This window comes from Dorea chungnamensis (assembly GCF_039832125.1).
Taxonomy (GTDB): Bacteria; Bacillota; Clostridia; order Lachnospirales; family Lachnospiraceae; genus JAFBIX01.
This window is the reverse complement of record NZ_JBDOHT010000006.1, coordinates 22,386-47,835: the sequence shown is the minus strand read 5'-3', so window position 1 is coordinate 47,835 and position 25,450 is coordinate 22,386. Positions and strand designations below refer to the sequence as shown.

25 protein-coding genes and 1 tRNA gene are annotated in these 25,450 nt (G+C 41.2%); 3 read left to right on the top strand and 23 right to left on the bottom strand.

Annotation, left to right across the window (positions count from 1 at the left end; translation table 11 throughout):
• Nucleotides 1–71: 71 nt before the first annotated feature.
• Together ABE613_RS06835 and argS are read right to left on the bottom strand one after the other, a co-directional pair.
• Complete coding sequence (locus ABE613_RS06835; protein WP_347376005.1) at nt 72–1,223, bottom strand: alanyl-tRNA editing protein; 1,152 nt, start codon at nt 1,221–1,223, stop codon at nt 72–74.
• Nucleotides 1,224–1,226: 3 nt separating this feature from the next.
• On the bottom strand, nt 1,227–2,993 hold the full coding sequence (argS, locus tag ABE613_RS06830) for an arginine--tRNA ligase (protein WP_347376004.1): 1,767 nt from the start codon (nt 2,991–2,993) through the stop codon (nt 1,227–1,229).
• 189 nt (nt 2,994–3,182) lie between these two features.
• On the opposite strand from argS, the gene ABE613_RS06825 reads away from it, so the two are divergent.
• The 3 genes from ABE613_RS06825 to ABE613_RS06815 all read left to right on the top strand — a co-directional run bounded on the left by ABE613_RS06825 (nt 3,183) and on the right by ABE613_RS06815 (nt 5,063).
• Entirely contained in the window at nt 3,183–3,830 is a 648-nt protein-coding gene (locus ABE613_RS06825; RefSeq protein ID WP_235232193.1) for a flavin reductase, read from the top strand.
• A 96-nt stretch (nt 3,831–3,926) separates the two neighbouring features.
• Nucleotides 3,927–4,301 (top strand): GntR family transcriptional regulator, encoded by a 375-nt coding sequence (locus ABE613_RS06820; protein WP_235232192.1) that lies wholly within the window; start codon nt 3,927–3,929, stop codon nt 4,299–4,301.
• Between the two features lie 129 nt (nt 4,302–4,430).
• The gene (locus ABE613_RS06815) at nt 4,431–5,063 is read left to right on the top strand and encodes a hypothetical protein (protein WP_347376003.1); all 633 of its coding nucleotides are present in this window, start codon (nt 4,431–4,433) and stop codon (nt 5,061–5,063) included.
• A gap of 172 nt (nt 5,064–5,235) precedes the next feature.
• On the opposite strand, the gene ABE613_RS06810 is transcribed toward ABE613_RS06815, so the two are convergent.
• The 21 genes from ABE613_RS06810 to buk all read right to left on the bottom strand — a co-directional run bounded on the left by ABE613_RS06810 (nt 5,236) and on the right by buk (nt 25,445).
• Complete coding sequence (locus ABE613_RS06810) at nt 5,236–5,574, bottom strand: branched-chain amino acid transport AzlD family protein (RefSeq protein ID WP_235232190.1); 339 nt, start codon at nt 5,572–5,574, stop codon at nt 5,236–5,238.
• Nucleotides 5,565–6,272 (bottom strand): AzlC family ABC transporter permease, encoded by a 708-nt coding sequence (locus ABE613_RS06805; protein ID WP_347376002.1) that lies wholly within the window; start codon nt 6,270–6,272, stop codon nt 5,565–5,567. Before ABE613_RS06805 ends, ABE613_RS06810 begins: the two co-directional genes overlap by 10 nt.
• A 132-nt stretch (nt 6,273–6,404) precedes the next feature.
• On the bottom strand, nt 6,405–7,034 hold the full coding sequence (locus tag ABE613_RS06800; RefSeq protein ID WP_235232188.1) for a hypothetical protein: 630 nt from the start codon (nt 7,032–7,034) through the stop codon (nt 6,405–6,407).
• Between the two features lie 31 nt (nt 7,035–7,065).
• Nucleotides 7,066–7,137, bottom strand: a tRNA-Arg gene (locus tag ABE613_RS06795).
• 134 nt (nt 7,138–7,271) lie between these two features.
• Entirely contained in the window at nt 7,272–8,147 is an 876-nt protein-coding gene (locus ABE613_RS06790) for a DUF5688 family protein (RefSeq protein WP_235232187.1), read from the bottom strand.
• 145 nt (nt 8,148–8,292) lie between these two features.
• Nucleotides 8,293–8,856, bottom strand: coding sequence for an elongation factor P (gene efp, locus ABE613_RS06785; protein ID WP_235232186.1), 564 nt, complete (start codon nt 8,854–8,856; stop codon nt 8,293–8,295).
• 115 nt (nt 8,857–8,971) lie between these two features.
• Nucleotides 8,972–9,475, bottom strand: coding sequence for a YqeG family HAD IIIA-type phosphatase (locus ABE613_RS06780; protein WP_235232185.1), 504 nt, complete (start codon nt 9,473–9,475; stop codon nt 8,972–8,974).
• Nucleotides 9,475–10,260, bottom strand: a complete 786-nt coding sequence (locus ABE613_RS06775; RefSeq protein ID WP_235232184.1) for a shikimate kinase — start codon at nt 10,258–10,260, stop codon at nt 9,475–9,477. The genes ABE613_RS06780 and ABE613_RS06775 overlap by 1 nt, the downstream gene beginning before the upstream one ends.
• A gap of 93 nt (nt 10,261–10,353) precedes the next feature.
• Nucleotides 10,354–11,046 carry a peptidoglycan recognition protein family protein gene (locus ABE613_RS06770; protein ID WP_235232183.1) on the bottom strand — a complete coding sequence of 231 codons (693 nt, stop codon included), beginning with the start codon at nt 11,044–11,046 and terminating at the stop codon, nt 10,354–10,356.
• Nucleotides 11,047–11,137: 91 nt separating this feature from the next.
• Nucleotides 11,138–12,166 (bottom strand): aldose epimerase family protein, encoded by a 1,029-nt coding sequence (locus ABE613_RS06765; protein WP_331473053.1) that lies wholly within the window; start codon nt 12,164–12,166, stop codon nt 11,138–11,140.
• Nucleotides 12,167–12,376: 210 nt separating this feature from the next.
• The gene (gene guaB, locus ABE613_RS06760; RefSeq protein ID WP_235232181.1) at nt 12,377–13,831 is read right to left on the bottom strand and encodes an IMP dehydrogenase; all 1,455 of its coding nucleotides are present in this window, start codon (nt 13,829–13,831) and stop codon (nt 12,377–12,379) included.
• Between the two features lie 110 nt (nt 13,832–13,941).
• Complete coding sequence (locus tag ABE613_RS06755; RefSeq protein ID WP_235232180.1) at nt 13,942–14,433, bottom strand: DUF6106 family protein; 492 nt, start codon at nt 14,431–14,433, stop codon at nt 13,942–13,944.
• A 110-nt stretch (nt 14,434–14,543) separates the two neighbouring features.
• Nucleotides 14,544–16,169: a chaperonin GroEL gene (gene groL, locus ABE613_RS06750; RefSeq protein WP_235232179.1), complete on the bottom strand. Its 1,626-nt coding sequence runs from the start codon at nt 16,167–16,169 to the stop codon at nt 14,544–14,546.
• A 63-nt stretch (nt 16,170–16,232) separates the two neighbouring features.
• Nucleotides 16,233–16,517, bottom strand: a complete 285-nt coding sequence (locus ABE613_RS06745; protein WP_235232178.1) for a co-chaperone GroES — start codon at nt 16,515–16,517, stop codon at nt 16,233–16,235.
• 115 nt (nt 16,518–16,632) lie between these two features.
• Nucleotides 16,633–16,938: a hypothetical protein gene (locus tag ABE613_RS06740; protein ID WP_235232177.1), complete on the bottom strand. Its 306-nt coding sequence runs from the start codon at nt 16,936–16,938 to the stop codon at nt 16,633–16,635.
• A 92-nt stretch (nt 16,939–17,030) separates the two neighbouring features.
• On the bottom strand, nt 17,031–17,813 hold the full coding sequence (codY, locus tag ABE613_RS06735) for a GTP-sensing pleiotropic transcriptional regulator CodY (protein ID WP_235232224.1): 783 nt from the start codon (nt 17,811–17,813) through the stop codon (nt 17,031–17,033).
• A 72-nt stretch (nt 17,814–17,885) separates the two neighbouring features.
• The gene (gene topA, locus ABE613_RS06730) at nt 17,886–19,967 is read right to left on the bottom strand and encodes a type I DNA topoisomerase (RefSeq protein WP_347376001.1); all 2,082 of its coding nucleotides are present in this window, start codon (nt 19,965–19,967) and stop codon (nt 17,886–17,888) included.
• Between the two features lie 40 nt (nt 19,968–20,007).
• On the bottom strand, nt 20,008–21,087 hold the full coding sequence (gene dprA / locus ABE613_RS06725) for a DNA-processing protein DprA (RefSeq protein ID WP_235232175.1): 1,080 nt from the start codon (nt 21,085–21,087) through the stop codon (nt 20,008–20,010).
• A gap of 8 nt (nt 21,088–21,095) precedes the next feature.
• Nucleotides 21,096–22,634, bottom strand: coding sequence for a YifB family Mg chelatase-like AAA ATPase (locus ABE613_RS06720; protein ID WP_235232174.1), 1,539 nt, complete (start codon nt 22,632–22,634; stop codon nt 21,096–21,098).
• A gap of 175 nt (nt 22,635–22,809) precedes the next feature.
• Nucleotides 22,810–24,312 (bottom strand): sodium:solute symporter family protein, encoded by a 1,503-nt coding sequence (locus ABE613_RS06715; protein WP_235232173.1) that lies wholly within the window; start codon nt 24,310–24,312, stop codon nt 22,810–22,812.
• Between the two features lie 23 nt (nt 24,313–24,335).
• Nucleotides 24,336–25,445: a butyrate kinase gene (gene buk, locus ABE613_RS06710; RefSeq protein ID WP_235232172.1), complete on the bottom strand. Its 1,110-nt coding sequence runs from the start codon at nt 25,443–25,445 to the stop codon at nt 24,336–24,338.
• Between the last annotated feature and the right edge of the window lie 5 nt (nt 25,446–25,450).

The following is a 25,450-nucleotide window of genomic DNA, read 5'->3' as shown; positions in this document are numbered from 1 at the left end:
TTCCTTTTTCTTTATGTAAGTAGTCTAACGCCAAATTGTGTTTAAACTGTGATGGAATCGTGACAAAATGATTAAATCCTGGAAAGTTCTTCCCTGATCCGTACTTCTGTTCCCATCAAAGAGCCTTGGACCATCTCCGGCTTACCGCCGCCTCTGCCGCCAAACGCACAATTCAGTCTTTTGCTGATCGGGCGGACATCTTCTGACCGGCTGCCGATCACATAGCGGTATCCATCTGAATCCGTCCCGGCAAAAACAGCACATATTTTTGCGCTCCGGTCAAGAAGAAGATTCATCAATTCTCTTGGCGCATTGCCGGATAGTTCGGAATCAAACACCATTACAAGTTCGGAATCAACCGGAATCTTCTGTGCCTGATAAGTTAACAATTTCTGCTGAAGTGATGCCACCCGTCCTTTCAGGCTGGCCTGTTCTTCTTTCAGATGCGAAACTACATCAGCCACCTCGTATTCTTTGGCGCAAAGCAAAGCAGAGATAGCCTTAGTATTCTCGTCCTTAATCTCATAATCCCTAAGAGCACGGGAACCACAGAGCATCGTAATACGCTCTCCGCCTTTGTAATTGGCCATATTAACTAGCTTGATGATACCGATCTCACCAGTTTTATCAACATGGGGTGCACAGCAGGCACACACATCATATCCTGGAACTGTTACAATTCGGACTTGACCTTCAATCTCAATCTTGCTTCGGTATTCCAGATTCTTTAACTCCTCTTTGGAAGGATATGTCACCTGAATATCCAGATTTTGAAATACTGCGCGGTTTGCTTCCTGTTCAATTTCTTTCAATTCTGTTCTGGAAATCGGACCATTAAAATCCATGGTACAATAATCACTTCCCAGATGAAATCCCACATTTTCATATCCAAATCTTTGATGAACCAGGCCAGACACAATATGCTCTCCTGTATGCTGCTGCATCTTTTCAAATCGTTCTTCCCAGTTCAATCTCCCGGTTATCATCTTTCCCACTTCCAAAGGAGCCTTTACCGTATGAAAAATAATCCCTTCTTTTTCATGAACGTCCGTTACTTCTACATCTTCCAGATATCCCGTATCCGCGTACTGGCCACCACCTTCGGGGAAAAAAGCAGTCTGATCTAACGCCACACGATATTGCTCCCCATTATTCTCACAGGCAAGAACTTTCGCCTGAAATTCTTTCCTGTGACTATCCTGGTAGAATAACTTCTCCGTCATATCTTACATCCTCTCCGGTGCTTCAAATCCAAGCACATCAATACAAGACTCCAGAACCTGCTTCGTAAGTACGAGCAACGCAACATAACTCTTCTGTACCGATTCATTTTCTTCTGCAAGAATCTTTGTCTCATGGTAGAAACGGTTAAATGCATTGGCAAGGTCATAAATAAATGCACAAATCTTGTGAGGAGCCATCTCTTCAAAAGCATTCTCTATCACTTCATTATATTTTAATGTCTCCAGCATCAGTGCCTTCTCACTGTCATTATGTGCTGCTTCTATCTGCAGACCGTCCAGTGCCTTTCCTTCTGCCTGATATTTATTCAAGATTGATTTAATACGTACGATCGTATATAAGATATACGGTCCGGTATTGCCCTCAAAGGAAGTAAAGCGGTCAACATCAAACACATAATCCTTTGATGCCTGGTTGGACAGATCCCCATACTTAATTGCAGACATTCCTACGACCTTTGCCGTTGCCTGCGCTTCTGCTTCTTCTACCGTACGGTTATCCGTAATCTTCTTATACATCTCTTCTGTAATCTCGGCGATCAGATTCTCCAGACGCATTACACCGCCTTCTCTGGTTTTAAATGGCTTACCGTCTTTTCCATTCATAGTACCAAATCCCAGGAACTGAAGATCTGTCTTTTCTGGAACAATTCCAGTCTTTTTAGCCGCACGGAACACCTGAAGGAAATGCAATTCCTGACGCTTATCAGCAATATAAATCACCTGATCCGGATGATAATCCTGTACACGCTGCACCAGTGTTGCCAGATCTGTTGTTCCATAAAGAGATGCTCCATCAGATTTCTGAATCATGCATGGAGGAATCTCCTTCGTATCTGTCTCTTCCTGCACGTCAATGACGAGGGCACCTTCATCCACATGGGCAAATCCTTCTTCTTTCAGTCTTTCTATCATATCCGGAATATATGCCTGTGCATCAGATTCCCCTTTCCACAGATCAAATTCCACATTCAGATTCGCATAATTCTTCTTAAGATCTGATACAGATACCTGCATAATATGATTCCAGATTGCCGTATATCCTTTATGCCCATTCTGCAACAGATATGTTGCGTGCAACGCCTCTTCCCGGTAGGCCTCATCTTCTTTAGCTTTCGCACTTGCAGTTGGATAGATCTCTTCCAGCTCACCAATAGTAAAAGGTGCTTCTTTCGGATAATTTCCCTCAAAATCTTCATCAAAATAAGGAAGCTCCGGCTGGCGCCTCTTTAATTCCGTAATGATCAGCCCCATCTGATATCCCCAGTCACCCAGATGAATATCTCCCAGGACCTTATGTCCCATCTTTCTGGCAATACGCTTCACACTTTCTCCAATAATTGCAGAACGAAGATGTCCAACATGAAGAGGTTTTGCAACGTTTGGTCCACCATAGTCTACCACGATCATACGCGGATTCTCTGTCTTCTCCAATCCAAGAGATTCCTCGCTCTTCATCTGATTCAGATAATCCGCCACAAATTTCTTATTCAGCTTCATATTAATAAATCCTGGATTCACAGCATTTACTTCTTCCAGATATTTGCTTTCTTTTAGATTGTCCACAACATCATTAGCGATCATTATTGGTGCCTTACGATATGTCTTCGCACCTGCCATCGCACCATTGCACTGATACTCACACAGATCCGGACGATTTGACAACGTAACCTTGGCATAAGATTTGTCATACCCCGCTTTTTCAAATGCTTCGGCAAGCTCTTCGGCAATTAGATCCATCATTTTCTTCATATGATATCCTCCTAGTCTTATCTATCTGATTCTCATTCTAAAATTACATAACTAATGCATTTACTTAGTTATTCTAACACAAGGCTTTCCTTGCAACAACCTAATATTCAAACTCTTATTGCAAAAAATTCCATTATATGTTAATATAACAATAACAATTACTATTATTATTCAAAGGAGGATTTTTATATGAATACACGCGTATTCCGCAATTTATCATACGGCGTTTATGCCGTTTCCACACTGGATGGCGAACGCAATACTGGATGCATTGCTAATAGTATCATGCAGATCACTTCATCTCCTGCAACCATTGCAGTCAGCATGAATCATGACAACTATACCAATTCTTGTATTGCCAAGACCGGAAAATTCGCAGTCTCTATTCTCTCAGAAGAATCCGATGCCGCTTTAATCGGACGATTTGGATTCCAATCCGGAAAAGATGTCAACAAATTTGACGGTATAGATTTTTCCATCAAGGAAGGACTACCTGTTATCAATGATTCCTGTGGCTATATCGTCTGTAAAGTCATTGATAAAATGGAAACTTCTACCCACACCGTTTTTCTTGGTGAAGTGATTGACTGTGACACCATTGGTTCTTCTCCTGCCATGACTTATGCTTATTACCATAATGTAGTCAAAGGTAAGAGTCCAAAGAATGCACCTACCTATCTGCCGGAAGAAGACAGCAAGCCAGAAGCGGCTGCCACACAATGGGTATGCAGTATTTGTGGATATGTATATGATGGCGAGATTCCTTTTGAAGAATTACCAGATACTTATACTTGTCCAATCTGCAAACAGGGAAAAGAAAAGTTTACCAAAAAATAAAATGTCTTTTATCTTGACATTCTAAACAGTTCGTATTATTGTATTATATAAATAGTACAATAATGCGAACTTTTTTATTGAAAAGGAGTGAATACAATGCCTTGGAACTTGGATGACAACCGTCCCATCTATCTTCAATTGATGGAGCGTATCCAACAAGATATTATATCTGGAGTCTATGGCCCCGGAGATAAACTTCCTTCAGTCAGAGAACTTGCCCTGGAAGCCTCAGTGAATCCAAACACCATGCAGAAAGCCCTATCCGAGCTGGAACGCAGTGGCCTTGTCCATTCTCAAAGAACAAGCGGACGTTATATTACCAGAGATGAACAGATGCTGAAGCAGCTAAAACACGACCTTGCTTTCCAGCATATTCAGGAATTTATGGAGAAAATGAAGCAATTAGGCTTTGCAGAGGCGGAGATTTTCCAGCTTCTCCAAGAAGTAATATCTAATACAAAGGGGGAATAATGATATGAATCCTATTTTAGAATGTCAGGGACTTTCAAAACAATATAAGAACTTTTATGCATTGAATAATCTAAATTTATCTTTAGAGAAAGGGCAGATCGTAAACGCTTTATTTCGGGAGGTATTCAGATGTTAAGGAAATTAATCAAATACGACCTGAAAGCCCTGAACCGCTTTCTGATAATCATTCATTGCTTTTTAATGGTCTTCGCAGTTTTAACCCGCTTCTTCCTTACAGGACGGATTACTGATCTGGAAGGCAAGACCAATGGTATCTTGCTTGCGTTAACCATAATCCTCTATGTCATTCTGATTATAGGCGTGACCTTTGGAACTTATATCGTCATCGGAATTCATTTTTATCAGAATCTATTCTCCAATGAGGGATATCTGTCCCGTACCCTTCCTGTTACCTGTAGACAGCATCTTTTGTCCAAGACGATTACTGGAAGTGTCTGGGGATTTATAGACACTGCCTTGGTAATGGCTGCAATGTACATCACCATAGCTACTCCTGCTGTCGTAAACTTTTATCAAGAAAACCGGGCAGAATTTCTGGACATATTGGGGTTGAACGAATATTCCGGCAGCTTTTCCATCCTGATCCTGTTCTTTGTACTAAGCCTGATTATTGATGTTTTATCGAACATCCTGATGCTGTATGCCTCCATCGCACTTGGACAGCTTTTTTCCGGGCACAGAATTCTTGGTGCTGTAGTAATGTACTTCGTATTGACCACTTTGCTTTCGCCGTTATGCTGATCTTTGGAATCTTTAATGATGCCTTTGCATCATCATTGATCAACGATGTGTCTCCGAATCCTCTGGACTTTCTTTCTCACAGCCTGGCATTCGGAACTGTACTGTCTTTCATACTTACGGTAGCCTTATATATCGTAACGTACTTTTTAATGAAACGAAAGATCAATCTGGCCTAACAGACAAAAACCACCTGGATTAGAACCATATATAAGATGGTTCCAACTCCAATACTCAACAAGTTATTCCGCTTCCATACATGGAGACCGGCCGTGACTGCTACTGCAATGGCTTCCGGGACTCCATGCGGAGCTGTTAGTACTGGAGTCGTTTTCAGACAATATACAACTAGCATTCCTATCACCGCCGGTGTCAATACCCTTCCAAGATATTGAATAACCGGCGGTATTTCTTTTCCTTTTGGGAAGAGCAGGAATGGCACAAGACGTGTTGAAAAAGTAGCCGCTGCCACAACTAATATAATAAGAAATGATTTTGCAGCACTTATTGGCATATGTCATCCTCCTTCCTTTCTAAACGCGGTTTTATCATAAAGAGAACCAAAATAATCAAAATCATAGACGGAAGTACAAAGCTGTCTGCTCCAAAAACCTGCAGACAGATAACTGCTGCTGCAATTCCAATCACTTCTGGAATCCGGTTCTTCTTGTCCATCCATTGCTCCACAAAAATCACCACAAACAGAGCAGTCATGGCAAAATCAATACCTTCTGAATTAAATGGAATCAAAGTTCCGGCAAGTCCGCCGATTGCCGAACCAATGACCCAATAAGACTGATCCATAATAGAAATAGCAAATAAAAACTTATCTTCTTCTACCCCTTCCGGTATTCTTGTGGTACAGAGCAGAGAATAAGTCTCATCCGTCAGTCCGAATATCATATACCATCGCTTTTTTCCCATTTTATTAAACTTTTCCAACAATGATATTCCATAAAAAATGTGCCGTATGTTCACCATCAGCGTCATAAATATCACTTGCAAAAACGATACTCCCGGCACAAAAAAATTAACCGCAAGATACTGCCCCGACCCCGCATATACCAACAAACTCATTAATACTGCCCATAAGAAAGAATATCCTTTCTCAGCATACATTACCCCAAATGCAATTCCGATAAACAGATAACCAGTCAATACTGGAATCGTATATGGAAATGCTTTTTTAAACGCCTCTTTATAGCCAGACATATCTTTTCCTTTCTTTCGTTCCCACGCCCGTCACCGTATCTATCCCGGATGCATCGCATCAGAGACGAAATAACAAAAAAAGAGCCAGACCACTGCACAATCACAGGGATCTGACCCTCATTCAAACTTCTCTCAGCTTCCAGTAGAGTCTTCATAAGCATTTTTCAAATCTGTCAGCGCTTCCTGTAATAAAGCATCTGACTGAACTGCCTCATGATACGCAGTCTGTGTCTCCTCTAAAAGTGCCTGTACATCTTCATGCTGTGCAATCTCCTGAATAAATGCATTGATTTCTTCATCCTCTGGCGATGCACTGACCTGATACTCACCTTCCGCATCCTTCGCAACATATACGGTACCAAGCCCCGGAACTTTCGTATATATATCCTTTATTTTCATATCATACCTGACAAATGCCACATAGGTATCTTTGTATTCCCCCAGCTTTGTATATACGATAATATCATCATAAGAATCGGCAAAGCTAGATTTTTCACCCAACGACCGGTAATACCTCTGTACCACTTCGGTCACTTCCGGATATTTCTCCTGTTGAAGTGGATTCAATTCCATGCTTTCGCATCCCGCATTCTCCACTTTCACATCTCTGGAATTTATCTTCTGTGCTTTTTGGACTTTTGCTTCTGTGAGGTTTGCTTTGACCAGTCCGCTAATGAGTACCAACAATAAGAGGACAAACAAAATCGTTCCCCGCACATGCCTCTTGTACCTTGCAGAATAGCCTTTTTTCTTTCCCTCCATAAAGACTACCTCCATATGCACTTAAAAAATACACACCCGGGCGGATTCGAACCGCCGCTCCCGCCTCCGGAGGGCGGTGCTCTATCCCCTGAGCTACGGGTGCATAAACTCTACTTATGGAATCAATATAGTCCATAAGACAACTTATATGAAATTGCAACTGTTATATTAACATATTTATTCCATAAAGTAAAGGAAATGATCTCGACAAATCTCACATTTCCTTTACTTTTCTTGTTACAATATTAGTTTTTTCTTTTTCCGATCGAAATAATATGCCTGATTAGAGAGAATCTCATCTTCCGCCACCTGTGTCTCATTTATCTCCTTCACAAGGCGGCTTAATTCCCCCTGTGAGATTGATTCGCTTTCCGGGATAATTATGACCTCATGAACACTGCTTGGAAGCACATAGTAGTTCTCCTTCAGATAGTTACCTATCATCTGAAGACAATTATCATACAGAATTACCGTTGCACCATAATTATGGGCCTGGTTACTCAAAACAAACATAAAATCCTTTACTTCTTCATCTAGATTCCCAGTAAGATGTTCAATAACCGATTGCATTGTCTGTAATTCACTCGGAAGAAGTCTCCAGGTATTCTGACAGGCGCGGTGATAAATCTCAGACGACGTAACATCCCACATTTCAAGATGTTCATTGCGAATCATCATAGATGCCATGCCATAGGTATTTATTTCCAGCAACACATAGAATACAATCGCAAGATCCAGATAATCTTCATAAGGTACATTTTCTAATAATTCTTCATTTGCTTCCCGGTTAATCAAGTGATAGATAATCTTTCCCTTTACTTTATTATAATCCTTAATAAATTCACCTTCCCAGGAACGCTGAAACCTAACCTCACTATATAGTTTTAATATATCACCTGCAATCGCATCTACCGAATCCCCTTGCTGAAATTGCTGGTAATATTCTTCCAAATAGATAGTCGGAGAAATATTGATTCCTCTTTCTGCAATCGTCAGTCCTTCTCTCTTCGTACCATTATTTTTTACTGTTGTGTGAATATATACAGATACGTTGTCCTTTACTCCCTCCTTTACTTTTCCTTCTACTGCACGGATAAATTGATAATATGTCATTCTTCTCCTTTCCTTATGCAGCAATAAATTAAGTATGGAAAATGGCAGGAAATCTGCCTCTGAAAAAAGATAAAATATTATGGTAATACAATTATAAAAAAGCCTTGCATCAATTGCAAGGCTTTTCGTTCGACAAATCTCATCATTATGCTCTGGACAGATATTCTCCAGTACGTGTATCAATCTTAATCGTCTCTCCCTGATCTACGAACAATGGTACCATTACCTGAGCGCCGGTCTCAACGATAGCTGGTTTTGTAGCACCTGTTGCTGTATTACCTTTTACACCTGGCTCTGATTCTGTGATCAGAAGCTCTACAGTAAGAGGTGGCTCAATTGAAAATGGATTACCCTGATAAGAAACGATCGTTACTTCTTCATTCTCTTTGACAAACTTCAGAGAATCACCAACAGTATCTTTGCTGACCGGAATCTGATCATAAGTTTCCTGATCCATGAAATAATACAGATCTCCATCATTATACAGATACTGCATTTTCTTTCTCTCGATATAGGCCTCGTCATATGTCTCTGTAGGACGGAATGTTCTTTCTACAACACCTCCATCAATGACATTTTTCAGCTTGGTACGAACGAATGCTGCACCCTTTCCTGGTTTTACATGAAGGAACTCTAATACCTGATATACATTTCCCTCAATCTCTAATGTCATACCATTTCTAAATTCGCCTGCGCTTTTTTTAGCCATTATATAATCCTCCTTAAATTGTGCCCCATATGGCACTTTACGTTCTTTTCACTCTATTCATTCTATAATAGATTATGCCTTTTTTCAACCTTTTTTTACCCGCTAAAAGTGGATTCTACCGCTGTTTCAGGCTCTTTTTGTAGAAATACAGCACAATCTTCTCCAAATATCTCTTTAATACAATCTGAATCTCTTCTTTCGGATGAATCGGTTTAACCAGAATATTACGGATTCCAGCACGTTTCGCTCCCCACACATCGGTAAAAAGCTGATCTCCGATGAACAATGAATTACTTTGATCTGTGCCCATGATCTCCATCGCCTTTTTGTAATTTTTTGTAGATGGCTTATGGGCGTCATAGACATAATCTACCTGAATATCTTTATTAAACATCTGGACTCTCGGTTCCTGATTATTAGAGATCAGACAACAGCAAAATCCTATCTTCTTCAGCCGCTCAAACAGTGCCACTGCCCTGTGGTCAGCCGGCGCCCCGTGAGGAACCAATGTATTATCAATATCAAAAATCAGGCCCCGGTAACCTTCCTCATATAATTTTTCAAAATCAATCACATACGTAGACGCTACATAAGCATCTGGAAAAAACATATCAAACATTATTTTTCATCCATTTCTGTCAGACGCTGAACCAGTTCTTCACAGATCTGAAGAACCGTCTTATTATCAGTATTAATCACAATATCTGCTGCTGCTTCATATTTTCCTCGGCGCTGCTCCATCAACTCTGAGATACCTTCTACATTCTTTCTTCCGCGCAATACCGGACGATCATCACTGTCCTTGACACGCTCATAGATAATTTCAGGACTTGCCGTTAAGAGCACCACTCTTCCATTTTTCTTCATCTCTTCCACATTACGTTCCCGAAGTGCCGCTCCTCCTCCACAGGAGATAACTGTATTTTTATGAGCCTGCATCTCGATCAGAAGATTCGTCTCCAGATCTCGGAAATATTCTTCTCCATAGGTAGAGAAAATATCCGGGATACTCATTTCTTCACGTTCTGCAATCACCCTGTCCATCTCTACGATATCCATATCAAACATGATACTCAGATAATCTGAAATCGTAGACTTTCCTGCACCCATGAACCCAATCAACACAATATTATAATCAAATAGTTTTCTTGCCTGGATTCTCTTACTATTTCTTAAAATACAGTGGAATACATCAAATATCTCATCCCTGTATTTGTTATCAACAAGCTTTGCTTCCAACCGTCTCTTTTGCTTCTCTTCCTGCTGTGGCTGAAGAATTGGCATTCCATATTCTTCTTTATACGCCATAATCTTTTCTACAATGGAGTTTCTCTCAACTAAGGCATCAATAATCTTGTCATCGCACAGCCCGAGTTGTTCTCTGTACATCTCTAAGTCGTTCATCCTTCTCTTCTCCTACTTTCTAACTAACCATACGCACGTGTGTATTATAGCAACAATCCACAGGTTGCGCAAGATTTTCCTTTGACAACTCCATTAATAACTTTCCAATGTTTTCTTAACATCCTGTCTGAATGCCTGCCAGGCTGCCTCATTTTCTACAAAATATTTAGGACAGTTCTTCCCGGTCACATCATAATGCCGAATAACATCCTCCTCGTTCAGATCAAATTTTAGACATAACCAGGCACAAAGCTGTACCATAGACTGATAAGTAGCATCGTTGAACTCTCCCGTATCATCCGGGTGACAGCATTCGATGGAAACAGTATCAATATTCCGGTCATTGGAGGCATAAGCTACTTCCCAGGTCGGCACACATTGTACAATCTCACCTTCCAGACCTATCACAAAATTACTGCTGACTTTGGTATCATGTCCGTCCTTCAGGCTCTCAAAATAATCTCGGTTTTCCATGGCAGTTGCCCCTGGATTGGCCGTATAATGAACAACGATTCCTGTAATTTTATTCGTCTCTATTCCCGGTCTGGAATAAGGATTCACCGTCAGCAGTGCCACATCAATATCCGGCTTCAGAGCCTCTATTCTGTCATTATCCAATTCCATATACTGGTCTGTAAACCAGGAAGGCTTTGCAATTCTTAATATAATGAAAAGAACGAATAGCACGACTAATAAGAGCAGGCCCAGACGTATATTACGCTGGACCCTTCTTTTTTGCTGTGCTTCAGTCAGTTTTCTATGGTATCTTCTTTTTCGCTTCTTCATGAGTCTTCTCCGTTTAACGTTCTTGCATCTGAGTATACCATAACTTTTTTATGTATTCATGAAGACTTTCTTAAAAACCGATAAAATCCTCTTAAACTATGAATTTGTAAGTCGTTGTTGTATCGTATTTCTCTCCTGCTTTCAAAACCGGTCCTTCAAAATGCTCTTTATGGATAGCATCCGGGAAATACTGGGTCTCCAGACAAGCGGCCTGACGCTTCTCATATACTGTACCTTCCTTACCTTGTTCATGCTCAAGGAAATTGCCTGTATAAAACTGCACTCCCGGAAGATCTGTAGATACTTCCATGGTAATTCCAGTCTGTTCACAATACATCTGTGCGATCTTACGCTCGCCCGTACCATTCAATACCCAGTTGTGATCATATCCCAGGCCGAATTTCAGAGCTTCATAATCCATATCGATCTCCTTGCCGATTGCCTTCATCTGTCGGAAATCCATAGGTGTTCCCTCTACCGGAACGATCTCTCCCGTGGGAATAGACTCTGCATCCGCTCTGGTAAACGCATCTGCACAGATCATAACTTCCTGATCAAGTATCGTTCCGGACGCATGTCCTGCCAGATTAAAATAGCTGTGATTCGTAAGATTCATTAATGTATCTGCATCCGAAACTGCCTGATAATGAATCTTTACTTCATTTTCTTCTGTCAAAGTATAGGTCACATAAATCCTGGCATTTCCTGGATATCCCTGATCACCATCCGGACTGTAAAGATAGAATCTTACATGACTGTCATCTGCTTCTTCCACTTGCCACATTCTCTTATTATAGTAATCCCTTCCGCCATGAAGAGAATTCTGATTATCATTCTGCGTCAGATGATAAGTCGTTCCATTCAACTTAAACTCTGCCTTTCCAATCCGATTCGCAACTCTGCCGACCGTTGCTCCCAGATGGACCGTACCATTTTCATAGCCTTCTACCGTATCATATCCCAACACTACATCCAGAAGACAACCATTCTTGTCCGGAACTAAAACTTGTACCAAAGTTGCACCATAATCAGACACAACAACTTCCATTCCATTCTGATTTTTCAAAGAATATTTTACCACATTCTCTCCTTTTGCTGTTGTCCCAAAATCACTTTTCATTCTCATACCCTCTTTTTCTTAATCGTGAAGAGACAGGCGGACCACAACCGTTGTACCTTTCTCTTCCTTACTGAAATATTTATTCCATAATCTAAACCATATATCATTTTGATTCTATCGTCAACATTATTTATACCGATTCTACTAAAAAAGCCATCCACTTCTACAATATCTGTAAAGCGGATAGCCTTTTATAAAAATTATTATATTTTATTCATCTGTGCTATAGTTTGGTGCCTCTTTTGTAATATGAATATCATGCGGATGACTCTCTTTCAGAGAAGCAGCAGAAATCTTAACAAACTTGCCATTTCTCTTCAAATCTTCGATTGTCGGAGTTCCACAATAGCCCATACCGGAACGAAGTCCACCCATTAACTGGAATACCGTATCTTCTACAGAGCCCTTATATGCGACACGTCCTTCTACACCTTCCGGTACCAGTTTCTTCGCATCGGACTGGAAGTAACGGTCTTTGCTTCCGTTCTCCATCGCTGCGATAGATCCCATTCCACGATATACTTTATACTTTCTTCCCTGATACAGTTCAAATGTTCCCGGGCTCTCGTCACATCCGGCAAAAATGCTTCCCATCATGCAGACATTGGCTCCGGCTGCGATAGCCTTTGTCATATCGCCGGAATACTTAATACCACCATCGGCAATAATCGGAATTCCATACTTGTCTGCTGCCTCATAGCAATCCATAACTGCAGAAATCTGCGGAACACCAATACCTGCCACAATACGTGTCGTACAGATGGATCCTGGACCAATACCAACTTTCACAGCATCTACACCAGCTTTGATCAAAGCCTCTGTTGCCTCACCTGTCGCTACATTACCCGCAATCACCTGAAGATCTGGGAATTTTGATTTTACCATATCTACAGTTCGGATGACATTGGCAGAATGCCCATGAGCAGAATCCATAACAACAACATCAACCTTTGCGTTCACAAGTTCCTGTGCTCTCTCCAGACAGTTTGCTGTAATTCCGATCGCTGCACCACAGAGCAGACGTCCCTGGGAATCCTTTGCGGATAATGGATATTTGATCTGTTTTTCAATATCTTTAATTGTGATAAGACCTTTCAAATTGAAATCCTCATCTACAATCGGAAGTTTTTCTTTTCTTGCTTTTGCAAGAATCTTCTTTGCCTCTTCCAGAGTGATTCCTTCCGGTGCTGTAATCAATCCCTCGGAAGTCATAGATTCTTTAATCTTTTTAGAGAAATCTTCTTCGAATTTTAAATCACGGTTTGTAATAATACCTACCAGTTTTCCATTTTCAGTAATTGGCACACCTGAAATTCTGAACTTAGCCATCAGATTGTTGGCATCTTCCAGAGTATTCTCCGGTGACAGATAAAATGGATCTGTGATAACCCCATTTTCGGAACGCTTTACCTTATCAACCTCTTCTGCCTGCTGTTCGATTGACATGTTTTTATGAATAATACCAATTCCTCCCTGACGAGCCATTGCAATGGCCATACGATGTTCTGTTACCGTATCCATACCTGCACTCATCATTGGTATATTTAACTTGATTTTTTTTGTTAAATAAGTTGATAAATCCACCTGATTTGGAATTACTTCTGAATAAGACGGAACTAAAAGTACATCATCAAACGTAATGCCTTCTCCGATTATCTTTCCCATGATTGTCATCCTCTCTTTCTCTCTCTTCAATTTTATGATTATCTGCTATAATAACTAATTTGTATATCACTTGTCAACATATTTCGTCCGCTTTTTTCTTTTCAGACAATTTATTTGCGAATAACTTTACGTGGCGCCATCAGGAAGAATCCTTCCACAATCGTCTCATTTGGCTCAAACAGAATCTTCTTTACCTCACCCTGATTCGCTGTTATCAGAGCATACACTCTTGCCTGTCCAGTTCCCGAACTATAATCATAGACCTTTGCATTCTGATACTGACGCAACTCCACTGCATCTGCCGGCGCCAGCATCTCCAGATCAGATACATTCATCGAAAATACTCTTTTTCTTTTTGACTTATTCATAATCTTGTCAATATCCAGATCGCCATTCACATATAAGTATTCATACTCAACTTTCAGCCGATGGAACATGAATATATCAAGCCCGATTAACAGAACTGGTACCAGAATAATAATCGGATAATAAAGCACTGCCAGAATAGATACAATTGTCACCGCAATCAGTATCGCTTTCGTCATCATATCTTTCATATCTGGTTTTTTCTTCACCAATTGTTCAGTATAATAGTCGCTCATTTTTTCTTCCTCCAAAATTTTAATTAAAGATATTGTAGCACATTTTAGGACAAAAAGAAAACTCCTCACAAGAGGAGTTTTCAAAATTTTCACACTTTATGTGTATCTGTTTACATCATGCCCATTCCGCCGCCTGCACCAGCTGGCATTGCCGGGGTCTCTTCTTTGATATTGGCAACAACAGACTCCGTTGTCAGAAGTGTAGATGCAACACTTGTTGCATTCTGAAGCGCACTTCTTGTTACCTTAGCCGGATCAAGAATACCACTCTCTACCATATCTACATAGTTCTCTGTCAATGCATCGAAACCAATACCTGGCTCTGATTCTTTTACTTTATTGATGATCACAGAACCTTCCAATCCGGCGTTTGCTGCAATGTGGTACAATGGAGCTTCCAGAGCTTTCAGGATTACATTCGCACCTGTCTTCTCATCACCTTCCAGAGTATCTGCAAGAGCTGCAACCTCTTTTGTAGCGTGGATATATGCAGAACCGCCTCCTGCAATAATACCTTCTTCAACAGCTGCTCTTGTTGCTGCAAGTGCATCTTCCATACGAAGTTTTGCTTCTTTCATCTCTGTCTCTGTTGCTGCACCAACACGGATTACAGCTACACCACCTGCAAGTTTTGCAAGTCTTTCCTGAAGTTTCTCTCTGTCGAAATCAGATGTTGTCTCTTCAATCTGCATCTTAATCTGAGCTACACGGTCAGCGATTGCTTTCTTATCGCCCATACCATCAACGATAACTGTGTTCTCTTTCTGTACTTTTACAGATTTTGCACGTCCAAGTTGATCCAGAGTAGTCTCTTTCAGATCCATTCCCAGTTCATCAGAGATGACCTGTCCGCCTGTCAGAATAGCGATATCTTTGAGCATTTCTTTTCTTCTGTCACCATAGCCAGGAGCTTTTACAGCAGCTACATTGAATGTTCCACGCAGTTTGTTCACAATTAACGTAGTAAGTGCCTCTCCTTCTACGTCCTCTGCAATGATCAATAATCTTGCACCAGACTGTACAATCTGCTCTAACAATGGAAGAATCTCCTGAATATTAGAAATCTTCTTATCTGTGATCAAGATATATGGATCATCCAGAACAGCTTCCATCTTATCCATATCCGTTGCCATATATGCAGATACATATCCACGATCAAACTGCATACCTTCTACCAGATCAAGTTCTGTCTTCATTGTCTTGGACTCTTCGATTGTGATAACTCCATCGTTAGATACCTTTTCCATTGCATCTGCAACCATCTCTCCAACTTCTACATCGCCTGCTGAGATTGCTGCAACTTTTGCGATCTGATCTTTATCTCTTACTTTACTGGACATCTTAGCAATTGCTTCAACCGCTGCATCTGTTGCTTTCTTCATACCTTTACGGAGAATAATCGGATTAGCACCTGCTGCCAGGTTCTTCATTCCTTCATGTACCATAGACTGTGCTAATACAGTTGCTGTTGTAGTACCATCTCCGGCAACATCATTTGTCTTAGATGCAACTTCCTTGATTAACTGTGCTCCCATATTCTCAAAAGCATCTTCCAATTCGATCTCTTTTGCAATTGTAACACCATCATTTGTAATCAGTGGTGCACCGAATGATTTGTCAAGAACAACATTACGTCCTTTTGGTCCAAGTGTTACTCTCACTGTGTCTGCCAACTGGTTAACTCCTGCTTCCAATGCGCTTCTTGCTTCTGCGCCATATTTAATTTCTTTTGCCATGATAAATCTGCCTCCTATACTCTATTAAAAATCTTTTCTATATTCATTATTATTGACTGTTCTTTATTCACAGATGGCAAGAATGTCATCCTGTTTTACAATAATATATTCTTCGTCTTCAATCTCTACAGTTGTTCCTGAATATTTAGAATAAATAACCTTCTGTCCAACTGCAACATTCATTGTCACTTCTTTTCCATCAACTGTTCCACCTGGTCCAACAGCAATTACTTCTGCCTGCTGTGGTTTTTCTTTTGACTGTCCAGGAATGACTATTCCTGACTTTGTAGTCTCTTCTGCAACCAACTGCTTTAATACAACTCTGTCTCCTAATGGTACTAATTTCATATTTATTCCTCCTTAATTATATCCAAAGATTTGTCAGCACTCACAAAAAGAGAGTGCTAAAAGACTCTAGATATAAAATAGCACTCTCTTTCTACTTTGTCAACACACTTTCTATTTAGTTTACAAGTTTTTTATAAAATCCATTTCGAATCTGAAACTTCAATATCTTCCCCGATTTATTCCAATAACGTTCTTTGATGAATCCATTGCACCCAATATTTCCGTTTGACGTCTCAATATGGCATTCATAGATTCCATCCAGTGAAAATATCGGAAGTTCTGTCTCCTCTGATAGAAAATATATGCATTCTTCGTCTGGATTATACGTAATGATTTTACAGCGATGAGAAGTTTCATCAAAATATCCGTCTTTAAGTACCATTCTCGACATTCGAAGCTCTGCCGGACACTTTTCGTACATATATATTTCTCCTTTCCTATTGATACCCCGCCGAGATATTACAGCTAAACTCAAATAAGGGTATCAGTTGCCCGATACCCTTTCTACTCTGACTATTTCATACGTTCTGCTTTGATATGTTCCAATTCTGTAAATACATAATCATTAACAACTTTAATGTAGGTTCCTTTCATACCGGAAGAACGTGATTCAATTACGCCGGCACTCTCGAACTTACGGAGTGCATTTACAATTACAGATCTCGTAATTCCAACACGATCCGCAATCTTGCTTGCAACCAGAATTCCCTCGGTTCCGTCAAGTTCATCAAAAATATGAATGATAGCTTCTAACTCTGAATAAGATAATGTACTGATTGCCGACTGTACAATATGTTCTTTTCTGGTCTCTTCGGCACTTTCTTCATTCACCGAACGAAGCATCTCCAATCCTACAACTGTTGCTCCATACTCACTCAAGATAATATCATCAATCTCATACATCTGTTCTTTTTTATAGATAAATAAAGTACCCAGGCGCTCTCCTGCGATATCAATCGGCGTAATAATTGCCTGATATTTTTTCACTGCATCTTCAGAAAAACCTAAGGTCTGCAGATTCACATTCTCTTTGGTTGACAAGATACTCAAAAGTCGCTCATTTAGCATATCATCAATATGTTTCCCGATTTCCTGCTCAATCAATTCTTTAATATAAGGTACATTGTCACATTTGCTTCCCCCAAGTACCTTTCCCTTTTTACTTACGACTAATACATTCGAATCTAAAATCTGCGTAAGCACTTCACAAATGTCATTAAATACAACTTTACTCGAATTGTTGTTGTGCAGTAATTTGTTGATTTTTCTGGTTTTATCTAACAATTGTACGCTCATTGACATTCCACCATCCTTTAATTGATATATTATCATACAATTCTAGAAGTTTCAATTAATTTCCTGAATTTCCTAATTATTTTTGTTATTTTCTTTATTTTCTACATATCCACACTGCTCATCACCGCAGAGAAGCTTATTCCCTTTCTCTACCATATATTTTCCACACCTTGGACATTTCTTTGTAGATGGTTTCTGCCATGACATAAATTCACATTCTGGATTGTTCTCACATCCGTAATATTTTCTTCCTTTTTTCGTCTTTCGAATTACCACATCTTTACCACACAACGGACAAGGAACACCTATTTTCTCTAGGTAAGGCTTTGTGTTACGACATTCTGGAAATCCCGGGCATGCCAGAAAACGTCCATGTGGTCCATATTTAATGACCATATTTCGTCCACACTGATCACAGATGACATCCGTCACTTCATCTTCGATTTTCACTTGTTCCTGTTCTTTCTCCGCAATCTCTACTGCTGCCTCCAGATCAGGATAGAAATTCTCAATAATTGTCTTCCAATTCACTTTACCTTCTGCCACACCGTCCAAAAGGCTTTCCATATTGGCTGTAAAATTCACATCCACAATACTTGGGAAGGATTGCTTCATGATATTATTCACAACCTCTCCAAGTTCCGTCAGATACAGATTCTTATTCTCTTTTGCCACATAACGTCTTGCAATAATGGTAGAAATCGTCGGTGCATAAGTACTCGGACGTCCAATTCCTAACTCTTCCAATGTCTTTACCAAGGTTGCTTCTGTATAATGTGCCGGTGGCTGTGTAAAATGCTGTTTTGTCTCAAAACTTTCCTTAGAAAGAACGGAATCCTTATCCAATCCTTTCAGCAATACATTATTTTCTTCTTTTTCTTCTCCTGCTTCTGTGTATACCGTTCGGAATCCTTCAAATGCAATCTTGGAAGCCGCCACTGTAAAATAATACTTTCCAGCTGCAATCTTCACAGATGTGGTCTCATATCTTGCGGGCTGCATTCTGCTGGCAACAAAACGCTTCCAGATCAACTGATACAAACGGAACTGGTCTCTGGTTAAGGAATCCTTCATTGCTGCCGGAGTGCGTGTCACATCCGTCGGACGAATTGCTTCGTGAGCATCTTGAATAATCTTATGCCCATCTCCAGACTTTGCCTCATTTACAGCCACATAATCCTGTCCATAACTTGAAGCAATATATTCACGCACGTTGGCATCTGCCTCTTCAGAGACACGGGTGGAATCGGTACGAAGATAAGTGATCAGACCTACCGTTCCATTTCCTTTAATATCAATTCCTTCGTATAACTGCTGGGCAATCCTCATTGTCTTAGCTGTTGCAAAATTCAGTGCTTTAGATGCCTCCTGTTGTAAAGTACTCGTCGTAAAAGGTACTGGTGACTTCTTCGTTCTCTCACCTTTTTTTACATCTGCCACTGAATAGTCTGCATATTCCAGATCCTTGATGATTGCATCCAGCTCTTTCTGAGAATGAATCGTCATCTTCTTATCTGTTCCATAGAACTTAGCTGTCAGAAGTTTTCTCTCGCCCTCTACCTTCAGGTTCGCATCCAATGTCCAGTATTCTTCCGGAATAAAAGCATTGATCTCATCTTCTCTGTCTGCAATGATTCGAAGTGCTACCGACTGTACACGTCCGGCACTTAATCCTCTCTTTACCTTTGCCCATAAAAGCGGACTAATCTTATATCCAACAATTCGATCAAGAATTCTTCGTGCCTGTTGTGCATCAACAAGATCCATATCGATTTCTCGCGCATTTTTCAGAGATGCTTTTACGGCATTTTTAGTAATCTCATTAAAACTGATTCTGTACGTCTTTTTATTTTCCAATTTCAAAGCCTGACTCAGATGCCATGAAATTGCTTCTCCTTCACGGTCCGGGTCAGTTGCGAGATACACTTTATCGGCCTTCTTCACTTCCTTGCGAAGGTTGGCAAGAATCTCTCCTTTTCCCCGGATTGTAATATACTTCGGCTCGTAATCATGCTCAACATCAACTCCAAGCTGACTCTTGGGCAGATCTCTTACATGTCCATTTGATGCGGTCACCACATAATTACTTCCTAAAAATTTCTTGATGGTCTTCACTTTTGCTGGTGACTCCACAATTACAAGATAACGTGCCATAAAATAATTTCCTCCATGAAAATATATCCACCGGTATCATCTACCGGAGCTTTACATAATAATTTTTAGATATTTCTTTCACATATCCTTTCATTTCCAGAGTAATCAGCTGTTCCAGGAGTTCCTGTACATTCAGTCCAGTCTCCTCTAATAGCTGACTCATTCCCTTTGGAAATAAACCGAGACAACTATACACCATATTTTCTGTACTTTCAAGCACTTTTTCATTTTTGTCAATTATTTGCCCTTGATTCACAATATTTATACCTAACTCAATCAATAAATCTTCCGGGGATATCAGGATTCCTGCACCCTGACGAATCAAACGATGGCATCCCTGACTCATAGAACTCGTCACAGGTCCCGGCAAAGCATACACATCTTTTCCCTGCTCCAGTGCCATATCAGCCGTGATCAGCGACCCACTTTTTTCTTTTGCTTCTATTACAAGAACCACATCCGCCAGTCCACTGATGATTCGGTTCCTTTCAGGAAAATAAGCCGGCAACGGGGGCTGTCCGGGAATCTGTTCAGATATGATTCCTCCCTTTTGTTGAATATCCATATATAATCCAATATTCTCCCTGGGATAACAGATATCTACCCCACATCCCAGCACTCCATAGGTTGCTCCTCCTGCATTCAGCGCTCCTCTTTGCCCCGCCCCGTCAATTCCTCTCGCCATTCCGCTGATAATCTGTATTCCTTCTGAAGCCAAAGCCTCACCATACTCTAACGCAATCTGTTCACCATAGTGTGTACATCTTCTTGCACCTACAATTGCAACTGAAACCTGATTTTCCCTGGGAAGGCTACCTTTTACATAGAGTGCGTAAGGTGGCTGCGAAATATTCGTAAGCTTCTTGGGATATTCTTCTGAAAAATACGGAATCATCCGTATCCCTTGTTCCTGCAGTTTCTCCCAACACTTCTCTATCTCCCATTCTTTTTTTGATCTTAAAATAGTATCCACATCTCGACTTTCCAAAAAGTTCAGGAATCGCAGATGTATTTCTTCTATATTATATATAGTTTTTCCATCTCCATATTCTTCTCTCAACAGTCTTTTTTTCTTGTCAGATAACGGGCGAATTGCTGACAGCCAATATTCATACATCATTTACTCATTCACCTTCCCCAATACTTCTTTTCCATTGTTCGATATCCAATTGCCTCTTTCAGATGATGCTCCCGAATCTGCTCACTCATCTCCATATCGGCAATCGTCCGTGCAACACGTAATATCTTATGATAAGTCCGTGCTGTAAGTCCTAATACGTTAAATGCCTGCTTCATCAGACGTTCTTCTTTTGCTCCTAAGACACAATATCTCTGCAAATCCTTCGCACTAAGCATGGAGTTCGTCCTGATTGTCGTTTCCAAATAACGCAGGTTCTGAATCTCTCTTGCCTGACAGACTCGTCTGCGTATAGATTCCGAACTCTCTTGTCTCTCTCCAGCGCTTAATTCTTCATAAGAAATTCTTGGTGCTTCTACACAGATATCAATCCGATCCAAGAATGGCTGACTAATTCTTCCAAGATATTGCTGAATCTGTGAAGGCGTACATGTGCATTTCTCAAGATTCGGATAATTTCCACATGGACATGGATTCATAGCTGCAGCCAATGTAAAATTCGCCGGGAACACGTAATTCCCATGACTTCTGGTAATCCGAATCTGATGTTCTTCTAACGGTTGCCGTAGCACTTCCAGTACCGGCTTCTGAAATTCTGCCAATTCATCCAGGAACAGTACACCACCATGCGCTAAGCTGATCTCTCCCGGCACTGGGATCAGCCCTCCGCCTATTAGTGCAGCCTTTGTTACTGTATGATGTACGCTGCGAAACGGTCTCCCAGTAATCAGTGGATGTTCTTTATCTACCATTCCTAAGACACTATATATCTTCGTAATCTCCATACTTTCTTCCAGAGTCGGAGGTGGCAGTATGGTCGGGATTCTCTGGGCCATCATGGATTTTCCGCTTCCAGGCGGTCCCACAAGGAGCAGGTTATGCCCTCCTGCCACTGCCACTTCTGCTGCCCGCTTGACCGCCTGCTGTCCTTGAATATCACTGTAATCTACCAGCGTTGTTCCAAGTGGATTCTCCATTCCTTGCTTATGTTTAGAGTTAACATATTGCAATGCCTTCTCACCCTTCAGATAAGCGCATGCTTCTTTCAGATGTTCTACTCCAAGAATCTGCATATTCTCTACTAATGCTCCCTCCGACATATTTTGCTTTGGAAGAATACAGGCCTTACAGCCTTCCTCCCGTGCTTTCATCACAATCGGAAGAACTCCCGACACCGCCTGTACACTTCCATCCAGCCCCAATTCTCCTAGCACAAGAACATCTTTAAGCTTCTCTTCCGGGAATATTCCCAATGCAGCCAATAACGCCAGCGCGATCGGCAGATCAAAAGAAGCTCCCCGCTTTCTTACTGTGGCCGGTGCCAGATTAATTACCATCTTTTTCGCCGGAATACGAATCTCTGAATTCCGTACTGCAGTCCGTACCCTTTCCGAGGCTTCTTTCACCTCTGAAGACAGATATCCCACCATGTGAAATACTGGCAGTCCGTTACTTACATCTGCTTCCACGTGTATCAACTCTACATGAAGGCCGTGAATTGCAGCGGATAATACTGAACTAAATGCCATTTACGCACTCCTTTCTCTTTGCAATTATCAAATTATACTTTGGATGATTTGGACCGAAACAGTCCGATAAGATTTTTATCTAGAAAAAAATCGGGATAAGAGGATTCTCTTATCATAAATGTGAATCCATCTTATCCCAATCATTCAGCAATGTCAATTATTTTTTTATATGATTCTATGCATTTTTAGAAGGTGCCAGAACTCCGGCTCCGATAATCACAAGACATACGAAGATTCCAAGAAACAGGGAATCAAACGGCAGCCCCAAAAGATTACCGCCCAGCACTGCAATTGGTCCTGCGGCCATAGAGACAAGCACTGCCCAGGATGCCACCTTCCCTTTGGCAAATAAAGCACAGGTAAGCGGAATAAATACGACCGTTCCCCGAATTCCCATAGACAAGAATCCAAAATCATTGATAATTGCTCCTGGAACAACCAGAGCAATTGCCGCTGCACAACAGAGAATGACCACAATCGTAACTCTTGTTGTATATAACTTCTTCTTTACATCCGCCAGCTGCTTTGATATCTTACAGAAAATATCATTCACCAAGATCGTTGCCACACCAAGGGACAGACCCGCACCTCCGGCGATAACAGTAACCAGCAGTGTACCAAGTACTATTCCCCCGATAAACTTTGGCATATAATGCAGAACAAACGTCGGAAATACCTGCGAAGAACTTGCAATCTCAATCATTCCCTCCGGAATGCTCTTTCCCGCTTCTGTAAGCGCTGCAATTTCATTCGTCGTCATGCAATGATTTCTCATAAACATTCCAATAAATATACATGCAATTCCAATCGGCGGAATAAGTACTGCACTTAACATGGCACCTTTTCTTGCCTTACTGTCACTTTTGGCGGACCAGATTGCCTGGGCATAGGTCTGTGTTGCCAGTACTCCCAATAAAAGTGACAGGCCGGAACCCATATCTTTCAAAAATCCTCTGGAAAACAGACTGAAATATCTTGCTGACATATCTTCAGAAGCTGTAATCCCAGCCAATTCTCCTACATCCGTTCCCACAAGTGTCGCACGTAATTGATCAACCAAAGCACTGATTCCGTGACTGTTCGTCAGAACAATTCCTAATCCCAATATGGATGCGCCATAGAGCAGAATCAGTTTTACCACTCCACCCATTCCGGCGCCCCATGCACCACCGAACACCACATAAATCATCATAACTACGACAGATATCATAGCTGCCGGCAAGAAATCCATATGAAAAATGGTCGTCAAAAGTGCACAGCTAGACAATACCTGTGCAATCACGCTGATAAAAATACCAATGGAACACAATACAGATCCTGCATATTCAGCCTTCGCGCCATATTCTTTTCCGATAACTTCCAGCAACGTAATACTGCCGCTGTGCCGTAATGGAATCACATACCCGATTGCCAGAATCAGGCAGCCAATTCCAGATCCTAAAGTGAACCACCAGGCTGACATTCCATATTCAAAAGCCAGTTGTGCAGTCCCGATGGTCGCCTGACCACTGACCAGACTTCCCATAATGGCTCCACACACGATCCATGGTCCTGCCTTTCCTCCACCAGTATCAAAATCCGAGGCATCCGATACCATTCTTCCTGAATAGATACCTACGCCAATGATAATGGCTATAATCAGTATAATTCCTAACAGATTCCATATTCCAATGTCCAATGTTCCTTCTCCTCGTTTCTTATCTAGTTCTTGTATATAACGTCAAACCCTGGAAAAACAGGTTCTCCGGTATATGATTTCGGCTCTTCTCTGCCTTCGAGTACACGAAGAGCGCCTGCAGCCAATGCATCCATCTCAAATTCTCCCGGATATACCTTAACCGGTGCAATGAACTCAACTCGCTCTTTCAGCATATTTACCATCATCTCTGAATAGGCAACTCCGCCGGTCAAAATAATAGCATCAACCTTTCCTTTCATAACGGATGCCATCGCTGCAATATCTTTTGCAATCTGATAAGCCGTTGTCCGGTATACCAATTCTGCAAATCTATCGCCATCTTCAATTCTCTGCTCTACTTCACGGGCATCAGACGTTCCAAGATGTGCCGTCCAGCCACCGGTCTTCATTACCTTCGTAAGCATTTCCTTTTTCGTATATTTTCCAGAATAACAGAGTTCAATTACATCTGCAAGTGGAGCGGTGCCACTTCTGGTCGGAGCCATACGTCCCTCTCCACGTGTACTGTCAACGGTATCTACCATCTTTCCTTGACAATGTGCACTGACAGAGATTCCTCCACCAAGATGCGCTACAACGAGATTCAATTCTTCGTAAGCTTTTTGACAATCAACCGCATATCTTCTGGCTGCTGCGCGCTGATTCAGCGGATGTCCACGACTGGTACGGAACAGTTCTACAAAACCTGTCATACGCGCTTCTTCTTCAAATTCATCAACACTGCTCGCATCAACGATAAATGCACGTCCACCAAACTCTTCCGCAAAGTCTTTTGCAAGAAGGGGGCCTAGATTTCCCGGATGCTTACTTCCTGGCCCAATCTGCCCGTGCTCATACATTTTCTCATTTACTTCGAACACACCGCCTGCCATCGGCAATAGTCCTGTACAGATTGCAGAAAATGCGTCTGCCGTACTCGGATCAACACCTTTTTCCTTCAAAGTTTTTGTGATGATCTCCTTGCGATAAGGAAGTTGATCCACAATATTCGGAAATACCGCTAAATCTTTGGCTGGATGATCAATTGTCTCCGAAAAAACCTTCTGATCATCCTCATACAATGCAACTTTTGTAGAAGTTGATCCAGGATTTAATACAATAATTCGATACATATGCC